Below are 12878 nucleotides of genomic sequence, written 5' to 3'. Positions count from 1 at the left end.
CGGGCCTCTGGGATCACCGATTCGGTGAATCCGGAGGCCCGAGTGCGTGAAGCCGCATCTTCACAATTCCCTCTATACGTGAAACAACCGGCACCCCCAGGAGCAGGTTCTTCGTGATTTCGACAGCCATCCGCCTGGCCCGTGTGGGCAGTAGGTCAGAACTGGCGGCAGCGATACTGATGGTGCTGGGCTATCCCTGCGTCATGATCGCCGCCCTTCTCCCCGATCTCTGGTTCTTCGCGGCGGCCACGGCTGTCACGTACGTCGCGGACTGGTACCTGCACCAGCGCGGCAGCTATCTGGTCAACCGGCTCGGAAAGGTGCGGGCGGGACTGCCCATCCGCTTCCTGCTCCGCCAGCTGATGGTCATCCTTCTCCTGGCCCGGCTGGACCTCGCCGAGGAGCCGCTCTTCTACGCGGCCGTCGCCTGCTTCCTCGTCTTCTACGGGCTGCAGGCACCCCACGGCGCCCTGACCACGCTGATCCGGCTGCGGCGCAGCCTGCCGATCGTCACCCGCAACGTGGACCTGCACGCCGTCCGCATCCCCGACGCCCCGCCGCGCGCGCTGCTGCACCGCGCCAGCGAGAAGATGCTGCACCTGGACCTTCCGGCCGTGGTGGGTGTCCTCCTCGCCGCCGGCACCGGTGAGGACGTCATCGGGTACGTGGGCGCGGGCATCACGCTGGTCCTGGCCGTCGGCTACAACGCCCTGCTCGTCCCGTACCTGCGCCGCAGCCGCAGGGCGCCCTCGGCCCCCGCCGTGCTGAAGGCGCTGGACACATGGCTCGGCGAGTACCAGCCGACCGTGGTGCTCTACTTCTCGGGTTCCAACGAATCCGCCTACCAGGGCAACATGTGGCTGGACACGATGGCCGCCGTCGAGGGCCGGCCGCTGATCATCATGCGTGAGCGGAACCTGGTCTCGCAGCTCGCGGACACGTCCGTACCCGTGATCTGCGTGCCCGCCGGCACCCACCTCATGAACCTGAACCTCTCCACCGTCCGTGTGTGCCTGTATCCGGCCAACGTCGGCAAGAACATCCACATGCTGCGCGTCCCGACCATGAAGCACGTCTTCATCGGCCACGGCGACAGCGACAAGCTCGCCAGCGTCAACCCGTACTCCAAGGTGTACGACGAGGTGTGGACGGCCGGCCGTGCGGGCCGGGACCGGTACGCCCTGGCCGACGTCGGCATCCGGGACGAGGACATCGTCGAGGTGGGGCGGCCGCAGCTGGCGCCGATCGAGAGCTGGACCGGCACCACCAGGAACCCCATCCCGACGGTCCTCTACGCCCCCACCTGGGAGGGCTGGGACGACAACCCCGGGAACACCTCACTGCTGCTGGCCGGGGAGAACATCGTCCGCCGGCTGCTGGCCGCGGACAACCCCGTCCGGGTCATCTACAAGCCGCACCCCTTCACCGGCATCCGCAGCGCCCAGGCCAAGGCGGTCAACGCCCGGATCAAGGCCCTGATCACCAAGGCCGCGCAGGACCGGGCAGCCGACCCGCGCTGGGCGAAGGAAGCCTCGTCCGCCTCCGCCGCACACGGCGCCGCCAAGGCGGAGCTCGTCCGCATCAAGGCGCGTCTGGCGGACCTGTCGCAGCCCGGCCGCGCCGGGGGCGATGAGTCCGAGGAGTCCAGGGTCTCGCTGGCGGACCCCGCCCGGCAGGCGGAGATCGCCACCCTGCGCGCCGAGTGGAACGACGCCTACTGGCGCTCCTTCGGCTGGTGGGAGCACAAGACGGTGAGCGGCGCCCAGCCGAAGCTGTACGACTGCTTCAACCAGTCCGACGCCATGGTCTCGGACATCTCCAGCGTGGTGTCCGACTTCATCGCCAGCGGCAAGCCGTACGCGGTGACCGACTCGGCGCAGATCGGCGCCGAGGAGTTCAAGCGTCAGAACACCGCCGTACGGGCGGCTGTCATCCTGTCCAACGACGCCGCGCAGATCGACGAACTGCTGCGGTCGGTGACCGACCCGGCGGCGGACCCGCTGGCCGAGGCCCGGCACGAGCTGAAGACCTACCTCCTGGGCCCGGACGAGCCGACGTCCATGGAACAGTTCAACGCGGCCGTCCACGCCCTCGCGGCGAAGGCCGAAGCCCGGAACGCCGGGGTCGCCCAGCGTCTGGGCGGGCCGCAGCCCACCGCCCCCCTGCCCGACGCCGAGTCGGCCACCAGTGGCGCGGGCGACGGCGAGGCGGAGATCGCCGCCGTCGTCGATGCGGCGATCGACCCGGACACGCCCGCGGTACCGGAGTCCGACGCCGAGATCGGTACCGGCCCCTCGGCCGTCCGCTGACCCCTGGGTCCCCGGAGCTGTGAGAAACGACGGCGGCGGCCCGGCGCGCGAAGGTGACGAACGGCTGTAATCCGGCTGTCATCCAATTGTTCGAAAGCTGTCCGCCCGGCGACGCAACCTCCTGAACGGCTCGTCCGTCTCCTCCTCAGGGAGGGGAACGTACGGGCCGTTCGGCGCGTACGTGCATGGAGCGGGGCACGTGCCGTCGTTCTATCGTTTCTCCTGATCGATGAGTTATGTGCGAACCGGGGAGAGATGAACAGCACCGCACCAGATGTGACCGTCATCATCGGGGCCTACGAGGCGATGCCCTATCTGATCCGCTGCCTGGAGTCCGTCGAAGCCCAGACGCTCCCGGCCGGACGGATGGAGATCGTGGCCGTGGACGACGGGTCGACCGACGGCACGGGGGAGTACCTGGAGGAGTTCGCCGCCCGGACCGCCATCGACATGCGCGTCGTCCGGCAGGAGAACTCCGGCGGTCCGAGCGGCCCGCGCAACGTCGGTCTCGGCCTCGCCCGTGGCCGCTACGTCTTCTTCCTCGACGCGGACGACTACTTCGGTGAGGAAGCCCTGGAGCGCATGGTCGCGATGGGCGACCGGGCCGGCACCGACGTGGTGCTGGGAAAGGTCGTCGGCGTCAACCGCGGTGCGGCGAAGTCGATGTGGAAGGAGACCGTCGAACGGGCGGACCTGTACTCCTCCAACATCAAGTTCACCCTGAGCGCGCAGAAACTGTTCCGCAGGGAACTCCTCGAGCGGCTCGGGATGAGGTTCGACGAGGAACTGCGGACGGGTGAGGACGCGCTCTTCACCATGGAGGCGTACCTGCGCGGCAACGGCGTCTCCGTCGTCGCCGACTACACCTGCTACTACCTCGTGGGACGCGACGACGGCAAGCACGTGACGAAGAGCGGAAGCTATCTGCTGCGCTTCGACTCGGCCCGGGCGCTGACGGCGCTCATCGCCGAGCATGTCCCGCCGGGGCCCCGGCGGGACATGCTGATGGTCCGCCCCTTCGTCATCACCCTGCTGCCTCAGTTCGGCCCCGCCCTGCTGCGCCAGTCCGACGAGGTCCGGGCGAAGAAGATGGAGCTCGCCGCCCCGCTGCTGGCGGCCTACTGGACACCCGGGCTGGCCCGGCGTCTCAAGGTGCACGAGAGGCTCCGGCTGATCTGCATCTCGCAGGGCCGACTCGACCTGCTCCTGGACATCCTGCGGTTCATGGCGGAGAAGAAGCGTCCCAGGCTCGTGCGCAAGGGGCTCAGGGGCCGTCCGTACCTGGTCTACCCGCACTTCGAGGAAGGCTCGGTGCTGCCCAGGTCGGGGTACGAGCTGACCATGACCGAGTGGATCGGGCGCAAGCGGATCGATGTGCCCGGCCCCCAGTCGCCCGCCGCCTTCATGCGCCGGCTGAAGGGCAAGGCGCGCAGGACACTCCGTGCCGCCACCCTGCACGTGCCGGGACGTGCCCACAAGGCCTGACTCGGATATGCGGGCCGCCCGACCAGCAGGTCACCCAGGGGCCGTCCGGCGCATCCAGGGCACACGAGCCCGGCATGATCCAGACGAGAGGCCCCTAGTTCGACTCCGGGCGCAGCAGTCTGCGGACGGGGCGCCCCACCACGCGCCGAGCACGCCGGTAGGCGGACGGCAGGGCGGCGGCTCCCTGGCCCGGCTGGACCTTGATGTTCACCGGGCCGGCCTTCTTCTGGAGCTGGCTGAGCAGCAGCGCGTTCTGTTCGGCCAGCTCGTCCATCCGGTGCTTCATGAAGCTGAACCGGCTGCTCATCTCGTCCGGATCCGTCCCCGTCCACGGGCGGACGGCGGGCGGCAGGGCCAGCTTGGCGAGCTGGGCGTCGAACGCCTTGCCCCTGTCACCGTGGTGGAAGGTGTTCTCCAGACCGTTCTTCTCCATGAAGCCGGTGAAGCGGAGGAAGCGCTCCTTGTGGCCGTTGACCAGCTCACTGAAGTCGGCCGCCTCGTAGAGCTCCGCCGGGTCGATGTTCTTCGGGGTCTCGGAGATCTTGCGGTGCGGGATGCCGAAGTAGCGGCAGAGCTCCAGGGTGCGCGAATCGCTGCAGAGCACCGTGCTCGGGACACCGGCCAGCAGCGCCGCGATGTTGCCGTGGATGCGGGAGCCGAAGGAGAAGTCGAACGCGCGTAGCTCTTCGATCCAGGTGGCCGGGTCGACGTAGATGCGGACCTTGCCCTCCTGGTACATCGGGTGCGACGGATGGGTCGGCATGGAGGTCTGCGCGCCGATCGGGTTCGCCGTCTCCCGCCAGTGGAGCAGCTCGGCCTCCAGGAGGTTCTGCCCGACGAACCGCAGGTGCGGATAGCGGGCGTGGGCCTGCCGGATGATCGCGTCGAGGCCGTGCGAGCGCACCGCGCTGTGCGAGCCGTTCACCGAGATCCTGGACTCCGCGGTCAGGGACTCGGCCTTCTTCTGGAGGGTGAACGTCTCGCCGTGCATGAACATCGAGGGGCAGCCGATCACCTCGACGTCCCGGAAGCCCATGTTCTTCAGGTACTGCTCGGTGAACTCACCCCGCACACCGATCGACGCGCTGTGGTCGAGCACCGCGGAGACGAACTCCCTGACCGTCGGCTCCATCGGCTTCAGCCGGTCCGCGTTGTACCTGAGATCCGCCTGCGCGCCGACCCCGAGGACGACCACCGGGATGCGCAGCTTCTTGATCAGCTGGGTCATCCGCTTCAGGGGCCGCTCGAACGTCGGGCGGAACGCGTTGGCCAGAGGCACGACGAAGACGTCGAACTCCTCGTTGATCCGGGCCGCCGCCGACGGGTCGGTGCGGATGCCGTTCGAGAAGACCTCGGCCCGCGGGGTCGTCAGCAGCTTGTGCGCCGCATCGCTGAAGATCAGGTTGCCCGCGTTGGTCGCGAAGACGTCTCTGTGGAGGGACTGTTCGAGCGAGGCCACATCGAAAGGGCTCTTGCCTGATCGGAGGAGGACGCGCTTCTGGCGGGCCGGTTCATCTGTCACGTAAAGAGGGTAGCCCGATGAACGCCTGGTGGAGATTACGTAAATGACTCCATTCGGGCGTATGTCGGTCGCGCTTTTCCGGCCGTCACGCCGTGTAGAGGACGGCCGCGACAGCAGCTGAGACGGCGCGGTGCGCGCATCCCGCCTCGCGTAGATTGAGGCGACCGAGCAGGACGACGTGATGTGGGGACGGGCGTACGTGTCAGGGGCAAGGGAATCTCGAGGCGCGGCAGAGGGAACAGAGGGCGCGGCGGGCACGGCCTCCGGTGACGGGGCGGTGGGCAGGCCGGGCGTGACCGGGGCCCGCAGGATCGTCGTCAAGGTCGGATCCTCCTCCCTCACCACGGCGGCCGGCGGGCTCGACGCCGACCGGGTGGACGCCCTGGTCGACGCGCTGGCCAAGGTCAGGAGCGGCGGCGAGCGCGAGGTCGTCCTCGTCTCCAGCGGCGCCATCGCGGCGGGCCTCGCCCCACTCGGTCTGGTCCGCAGGCCCAAGGACCTGGCACGGCAGCAGGCCGCGGCGAGTGTCGGCCAGGGCCTGCTCGTGGCGCGCTACACCGCCTCCTTCGCCCGCTACGGCGTACGGGTGGGACAGGTGCTCCTCACGTCCGACGACACCAGCAGGCGAGCCCACTACCGCAACGCCTACAGCACCCTGGACCAGCTGCTGGAGATGGGCGCGCTCCCCGTCGTCAACGAGAACGACACCGTCGCCACCGACGAGATCCGGTTCGGCGACAACGACCGGCTCGCCGCTCTCGTCGCCCACCTCGTCCACGCCGACCTCCTCGTCCTCCTGTCCGACGTGGACGGCCTCTACGACGGGGATCCGAGCGTGCCGGGCACCTCCCGCATCGCCGAGGTCACGGGACCGGCCGACCTGGAGGGCGTGAGCATCGGCAGCGCGGGAAAGGCGGGGGTCGGCACCGGCGGCATGGTCACCAAGGTCGAGGCGGCCCGGATCGCCACCGCCGCAGGTATCCCGGTGGTGCTCACCTCGGCGAGCCATGTGGCGGACGCCCTCGCGGGGCGTGAGACCGGAACCTACTTCCACCCGACGGGGCGCCGCTCCGCGGACCGGCTGCTCTGGCTCGCCCACGCCTCGACCCCGCAGGGCGCGCTCACCCTCGACGACGGAGCGGTGCGGGCGGTCGTCGAGCGCCGCACCTCCCTGCTGCCCGCCGGGATCTCCGCGGTCGAGGGCGAGTTCTCCGCCGGTGACCCGGTCGAGCTGCGGGACCCGTCGGGGACGGCGGTCGCCCGCGGGCTCGTGAACTTCGACGCCAAGGAGATCCCCCAACTGCTCGGCCGCTCCACCCGCGACCTCGCCCGTGAACTCGGACCCGCCTACGAGCGCGAAGTCGTACACAGGGACGATCTCGTCGTCCTGACGCCCCCGAGTACCCCCTGAAACGGCTCAAAGTCCCGCCCCAGGGCGGAGACCTTCACGAAAACCACCCCACACCGGGCTTCGGGCTGGTCAACTTTGTCTCGGGGACACAGAGGGGTCAGTACAGCCACACATTCACAGGAGGCCGCCGGTGAGACGAGCGCGCCCGGGGGCGCCGCCCCGCGGAACGGGCAGCCGCGCCCTGACCAGCGTCGGAGCGGGGGCCGACTTCGTCGGCACACCGGCCGACCAGACCCTCGATCAGGAACCGGTGGTGACGGACGAGGAACGGACCCGCTCCAAGCTGTGGCACATCACCCTCAGCGTGTCCGGCGGTGAGACGCCCCTGAAGGAGGTCAGACGCGGGCTGGAGCAACTGGCGCACGACCACCCCTTCCTGCTGACCAGCCGCTACGCCAACGACCACGCCGAGATCCGCTACTGGGAGGAGGCCCGGGACCTCCACGACGCGGCGGCGGTGGCGCTCAGGCTGTGGGGCGAGCACCGCACCAGCGCGAAGCTGCCCCCGTGGGAGATCGTGGGCCTGGAAGTCATCGACCGGGAGACGTACCACCTGCGCGTCGCCGAGGGCTACGGGCCGCCACCGGCGGCGCCGGTCGGGGTCCACCCGTACTGACCGAGCCGGCCGTACCGGTGGCCGCGGGCAGGTACGGCCGCTGCGTGTCCGCGACTGTCCGGTGTCCCCAGCGAACGCCTTGATCCGCGACTGTTCCGTGTCCGGCGAACCTTGAGTGTCCGCGACTGCTTGATGTCCGGCGGCCCCGCGTGTCCGCGACCGTCTCGTGTCCGCGACCGTTCGGTGTCCGGCGGCCCCCGCGTGTCCGCGACCGTCGCGTGTACGGCGGCCCAGCGTGCCCGCGACCGTCTCGTGTCCGGCGACCGTCTCGTATCACGGGATGCGTGCCGGACGCCCGTGGTGCGCGCACTACTCTGCGGGGATGACCACGCTCTCGCCGTACGACAACATGTCCCCGGTCGCTCAGGCCGCCTACCGGGCACGTGCCGCCGCCGACGACATCGCGCCACTTCCGCGCGCGGCGAAGGACGACGCGCTGCTGGCGATCGCGGACGCGCTGGAGGTGCGTACCGGGGAGATCGTCGAGGCCAACGCCGAGGACGTCGCGAAGGCCCGCGCGGCGGGGACCAGCGAGTCGGTCGTCGACCGGCTCACGCTCACACCGGAACGCATCCGGGCCATCGCCGCCGACACGCGTGACGTGGCGGCACTTCCCGACCCCGTCGGCGAAGTGGTCCGGGGCTCCACCCTCCCCAACGGGATCGACCTGCGCCAGGTGCGGGTGCCTCTCGGGGTGGTCGGCATCATCTACGAGGCCAGGCCCAACGTGACGGTCGACGCCGCCGCCCTCTGCCTCAAGTCGGGCAACGCCGTCCTGCTCCGCGGATCCTCCTCCGCGTATGCCTCGAACACGGCGCTCGTACGGGTGATCCGCGACGCGGTGGGCGGCTCCGGTCTGCCTGCGGACGCGGTGCAGCTGGTCCCCGGCGAGAACCGCGACTCGGTCCGAGAGCTGATGCGGGCCCGCGGCCTGGTCGACGTACTGATCCCCCGGGGCGGCGCCTCTCTGATCCGCACCGTCGTGGAGGAGTCGACGGTGCCCGTCATCGAGACCGGCACGGGCAACTGCCACGTGTACGTCGACGCCCGGACCGACCTCGCCATGGCCGTCGACATCCTGGTCAACTCGAAGGCTCAGCGCCCGAGTGTCTGCAACGCCGCGGAGACCCTCCTGGTGCACAAGGACATCGCCGACGAGTTCCTTCCCCTGGCCCTGGACGCCCTGGCCGAGGCGGGGGTGACGGTCCACGGCGACGAGCGGGTGCTCGGGTACGCCGAGGGTTCCAAGGCCACCGTCGTGGCGGCGACGGCCGAGGACTGGGAGACCGAGTACCTCTCGTACGACATCGCAGCCGCGGTCGTGGAGTCCCTGGAGGCCGCGGTGGCGCACATCCGGCTCTGGTCCTCCGGCCACACCGAGGCGATCGTCACCACCTCGCAGGCCGTGGCCCGCCGGTTCACCCAGTTGGTGGATTCCACGACGGTCGCGGTGAACGCGTCCACGCGGTTCACGGACGGCGGCCAGTTCGGGTTCGGCGCGGAGATCGGGATCTCCACGCAGAAGCTGCACGCCCGCGGGCCCATGGGGCTGCCGGAACTCACGTCCACGAAGTACATCGTGACCGGGGACGGCCACACGCGCTGACGCCCCCGGTGGGAACGGGCCACTTTGCGGGCTCTCTGCCCAAAACGGTCCCGCCGGGGCTACGCTGAAGCCGTGCCGGACGACGTGGGGGGCAGGCCGTTCCCGGACGGCTGGGAGCCCGACGACGACCGCGGGGGCGCGGACGAGGACTTCGCCTCCGTGGTGTTCGACGAGGACTTCATCAGGTCCGCCGAGATCCACGAACCCACCGCCGTCGAGCGTCTCCTGGCTGCCGCGCAGGCCCGTGCCGAGGCGGAGGCAAGCAAGGCGCGCTCGGGCGGCGGCGCGCTGGACGACGACCTCTACGACGACTACGTGCCGGAAGGTCTGTACGCCCGCGAGAGACCCTTCGACGACCTCTACGATCCCGACGGTCCGCCGGACGGCCCGTACGGCCCTCACGGCGGCTCTCTGCGCCCGTACCGGGGTGCCGCGCGCTGGCATCGGCCGGTCGCCTGGATCCTGGCTCTGCTGATGGGGATCGGGATGGTGGCACTGGCCTTCAGCGCCGTCTACCGCGGTGCGGCGGGCGACCGCGAGGACAAGGTGCCGCCGCCGGTGACCAGCGGGGTGGACGAGCCCGGTGCGGCGCGTCCGTCCCCTGCCGAGGCCTCCCGTCCGGCGGTCTCCGCCGTCCCCCGCACCCCCTGAGCCGTCCCCCCGGCACTCTGCTGGGCCGTCGCCGCCACTGTGCTGAGCCGTCCCCGCACTGTGCCGGGTCGTCCCCGCACTCTGCTGGGCCGTCGCCGCCACTGTGCTGGGCCGTCCCCGCACTGTGCCGGGCCGTCGCCGCCACTGTGCTGAGCCGTCCCTGCACTGTGCCGGGCCGTCGCCAGCGAGTCCGGCGAGAGCGGCGTGTCCCGGGCTCCGCCGGAGCCCCGGCGCGGTGACGTCTCATCGGATACCCGCTCTCCGCGTCCGGCCGCGTCCGGCGGGGGCGCGCTGCCGTCCGCGGGGGGACAGCCGGTCGTCGGTGATCAGTGAGGCTGCCCGCTCTCCCGGGCCCGCGTGGGCTGTGGTGCCTCCGTTGCTGCCCTGCCCGTGCCTCGTACGCCCCGTCGGGCGGAATCCCGCCTCCTCCCCGTGTGTGCCGGCGGGAGCTGGACCCCGCCGGGCCGAGGTCTGTCCTGCCGGGCCTGCCGGTGCTTCCGTCCTCGCCGGCGGCCGCTGCCGGGGCTGCCGGACTCCCGAACGCCGGCCTGCGGTGAGCCCCTCTCCCGGCGGCGCTCCACCTGCGCTCCCACCTGCGGGGCGTTTACCTTGAGGGCGATCGACCGAACCTGAAGGTATGACCGTCTGACCCCTCCTCCCGCCCCCGTCCCCGGGAAGAGGGCCAGCCACTCGCCCATATGTCGAACCCGTGACGGACAGGTCCGCCCGGCTCCGAACGGCCGAGGTGGATCCCAGCGCCAGCTCCCGCCGGTGGCGCGGAGAACGGGAGAAGTCATGACAGGCCGCGGAGAACCGCCGGAAGGCCCGCCCGAGAACCCCTCGGGCGGCGAGGACGAGTACCGCTCACTCGTCTTCGACGAATCGTTTGTGCGCGCTGCCAGGCTGCAGGAGTTCTCCGCCGTGGAGCGCATGGGCGATCACGCGCGCGCCGTACGCTCCCTCCCCGGCGGCCGAAGCGTCAGGCGGCACCGCTCCAGGGCCGGCATCGCCCTCGTCCTGCTGATCGCCCTGGCCTTCGCGGCCGCCGTCTACATGGGCTTCCGCAACCCCTACCCGGCCCCCGTCGGCAGGCGTGCCGAACCGCTGCGGACGACCGTCGTCCCGCTCGCCCCCCGGGGACCTGTCCCGGCCGCGGCCCCCGGGACACTCCTCGCCGACGGTCCCGCCGTTGGACACCGCACCGGTGCCTCGGGCATCAACTTCCCGCCCGTGCGGCGAACGAAGAACTTCTCGGACGGTCAGGTGACCATCGCCCTGGCCACGGTCAAGGACTACCTGGTGAGCTCCTCGCTCGACCCCGACGTCCTGACCGGTGGTGTCGTCCGGCCCGTCGGCAGGCTGCTCGACCCGGACCAGACCGAACAGTTCGACCGGAGCATGGCCGCACCCGCCGACGACGGCGAGCACAGTGCCGCGGGCTGGCTCGTGCGGTTCGACCCGGCCGTGGTGGAGCTGGCGAGCCCGGACATCAGGGTCAACGGCACGCTCTCCTACGCAGAGGCGGGGTCGGACACCCTGGAGGTGGAGTCCGACCACACCTTCACCTACGTACTCAGGCCGGCTGCCGAAGGGCCCCGACGGACTGACGGAGCATCGCTGTTCACCGTGCGCCGGGTGCTGCGCTTCCTGCTCGACCGGGAGGACATCCGGCTGCACCGGCTGGAGGTCCGGACCGCCTACGTCCAGGCCGGCCCACAGTCCTGCTCGGCCGGGACCGAAACGGTGCTGCGCCCACTGCTGGCGGGGGAACGGGCGGACGGCCGTGGGCCGGCCGGTACCGATCCCTACGCCACCGGGGTGCCCAGGGCAGGGCTCTGCGGCGCTCTCGCGGTCAGCTCCCCGACCCCGGCTCCTCAGGGTCCGAACGCCACCGGTTCCCCTCGGTCCCGTCCGTAGTGTCCGAGGCTCGCGCCCCGCCCCTGGACGGGCCACCGCTGCCCGAACCGCCGCCACCGGTGAACCTGTCCCGGAGCTTGCCCCCGAGATCTCCCGCACCGCCCGCGATGTCACCCACCAGCTTCATCAACGGATCCTTGCTGGTGCGCACCGTGTCGGCGTAGTGCGCCGCGGACTCCCTGAAGGAGTCCGTCACCGACGTGTCCTTGTCCTCGTCGCGCCGGGGGTAGTGGCCGTCCATGATGCGCTGGAAGTCCCGGGTCTCCGACCACTTCTTGAGCTCGGCCGCCCGGACCGTGGTGAACGGATGGGTACGAGGCAGCACGTTGAGGATCTTCAGCACCGAGTCACGGAGATCGCCGCTCTTCTCGTACTCGTCGGCCTGCGCGAGGAAGGCGTCCACGTTCATCTCGTGGAGGTGATTGCCCCCGGCGATCTTCATCAGGCCGCGCATCGAGGCCCGCAGGTCCTGGCCGACCAGGAGGCCGGCCCGGTCGGCGGACAGCTCGGACTTGCGGAACCACTCGCGCAGAGCCGTCACTATCGCCATGATCGCGACGTTCCCGAGCGGGATCCACGCCACCTTGAGAGCGAGGTTGGTGAGGAAGAGCAGTATCGTGCGGTACACCGAGTGGCCCGACAGCGCATGGCCCACCTCGTGGCCCACCACTGCTCGCATCTCCTCCTCGTCGAGCAGCTCCACCAGCCCCGTAGTGACGACGATGATCGGCTCGTCCAGCCCGATGCACATGGCGTTGGGCCGCGGATCCTGGTTCACGTACATCGGAGGGACCTTCCGCAGGTCCAGGATGTAGCAGGCATCCCTCAGCATGTCGTTGAGATGTGTGAACTGGGCATCGCTCACCCGGACGGAGTCCGACAGGAAGAGCAGACGCAGGCTGCGCTCGGGCAGCAGGCCGCTCAGAGCCTTGAACACCGTGTCGAAGCCGCTCAGCCTCCGCAGGGCCACCAAGGCCGAGCGGTCCGCCGGATGCTCGTAAGCACGCGAGGAGATCCCGGGAAATCGCCTGCGCTGTCTGCTCGGCACGCTCTCGTGGCCGGCATCGGTCATGGATGGCCCCCTGTTCGTACGAGACGTCGCTCGTCCCCCTGGCAAAAGCCAGCGTATGTGCTGGCGCTACGGTATGCGGGGGGCTGTGGATAACTTTGAGGAGCGCCCTGAATGCCGCACACCGCCGTCCTGCTCGCCACCGTGTCCGAGGACCAGGGGCCGGGCGACACCCTGCGTATCGTCCTGCTCGTCTCCCTCGTCGGAGCGGCCCTGCTCGCCTGGTTCCTGCTGCGCGGATACCGCAACGACGACGACAACGACTGAGTCGGCGTGAGCGTGCCCAGGGCGC

General features: G+C 70.4%; 10 protein-coding genes. 8 read left to right on the top strand and 2 right to left on the bottom strand.

Annotation, left to right across the window (positions count from 1 at the left end; genetic code table 11):
• Window positions 1-113 precede the first annotated feature (113 nt).
• Entirely contained in the window at window positions 114-2309 is a 2196-nt protein-coding gene (locus ACFXOA_RS02525) for a hypothetical protein (RefSeq protein WP_385021288.1), read from the top strand.
• A gap of 255 nt (window positions 2310-2564) precedes the next feature.
• A complete protein-coding gene (locus ACFXOA_RS02520; RefSeq protein WP_385021285.1) occupies window positions 2565-3794 on the top strand; it encodes a glycosyltransferase family 2 protein in 1230 nt (409 codons plus the stop codon).
• A 94-nt stretch (window positions 3795-3888) separates the two neighbouring features.
• On the opposite strand, the gene ACFXOA_RS02515 is transcribed toward ACFXOA_RS02520, so the two are convergent.
• Window positions 3889-5316, bottom strand: a complete 1428-nt coding sequence (locus ACFXOA_RS02515) for a polysaccharide pyruvyl transferase family protein (RefSeq protein ID WP_385021282.1) — start codon at window positions 5314-5316, stop codon at window positions 3889-3891.
• Window positions 5317-5608: 292 nt separating this feature from the next.
• Here ACFXOA_RS02515 and proB point away from each other — a divergent pair, with 292 nt between their 5' ends.
• From proB to ACFXOA_RS02490, 5 genes are all read left to right on the top strand, one after another.
• Window positions 5609-6727: a glutamate 5-kinase gene (gene proB / locus ACFXOA_RS02510; RefSeq protein WP_385021279.1), complete on the top strand. Its 1119-nt coding sequence runs from the start codon at window positions 5609-5611 to the stop codon at window positions 6725-6727.
• 130 nt (window positions 6728-6857) lie between these two features.
• The gene (locus ACFXOA_RS02505) at window positions 6858-7343 is read left to right on the top strand and encodes a hypothetical protein (RefSeq protein ID WP_385021276.1); all 486 of its coding nucleotides are present in this window, start codon (window positions 6858-6860) and stop codon (window positions 7341-7343) included.
• 322 nt (window positions 7344-7665) lie between these two features.
• Window positions 7666-8949, top strand: coding sequence for a glutamate-5-semialdehyde dehydrogenase (locus ACFXOA_RS02500; RefSeq protein WP_385021273.1), 1284 nt, complete (start codon window positions 7666-7668; stop codon window positions 8947-8949).
• Window positions 8950-9021: 72 nt separating this feature from the next.
• Window positions 9022-9600, top strand: coding sequence for a hypothetical protein (locus ACFXOA_RS02495; protein WP_385021270.1), 579 nt, complete (start codon window positions 9022-9024; stop codon window positions 9598-9600).
• 795 nt (window positions 9601-10395) lie between these two features.
• A complete protein-coding gene (locus ACFXOA_RS02490) occupies window positions 10396-11517 on the top strand; it encodes a hypothetical protein (RefSeq protein WP_385021267.1) in 1122 nt (373 codons plus the stop codon).
• Here ACFXOA_RS02490 and ACFXOA_RS02485 read toward each other — a convergent pair.
• Window positions 11453-12589, bottom strand: a complete 1137-nt coding sequence (locus ACFXOA_RS02485; RefSeq protein WP_385021264.1) for a M48 family metallopeptidase — start codon at window positions 12587-12589, stop codon at window positions 11453-11455. The two genes, ACFXOA_RS02490 and ACFXOA_RS02485, sit on opposite strands and share 65 nt — an antisense overlap.
• 111 nt (window positions 12590-12700) lie before the next feature.
• Here ACFXOA_RS02485 and ACFXOA_RS02480 point away from each other — a divergent pair, with 111 nt between their 5' ends.
• A complete protein-coding gene (locus tag ACFXOA_RS02480) occupies window positions 12701-12853 on the top strand; it encodes a hypothetical protein (protein ID WP_385021261.1) in 153 nt (50 codons plus the stop codon).
• The last annotated feature ends 25 nt before the right edge of the window (window positions 12854-12878 follow it).

Origin of the sequence: Streptomyces sp. NPDC059166, from assembly GCF_042755185.1 — a bacterium.
In the GTDB taxonomy this organism is placed as follows: domain Bacteria; phylum Actinomycetota; class Actinomycetes; order Streptomycetales; family Streptomycetaceae; genus Streptomyces.
The sequence above is the reverse complement of the archived record's forward strand: the minus strand, read 5'-3'. Positions and strand labels throughout refer to the sequence as shown.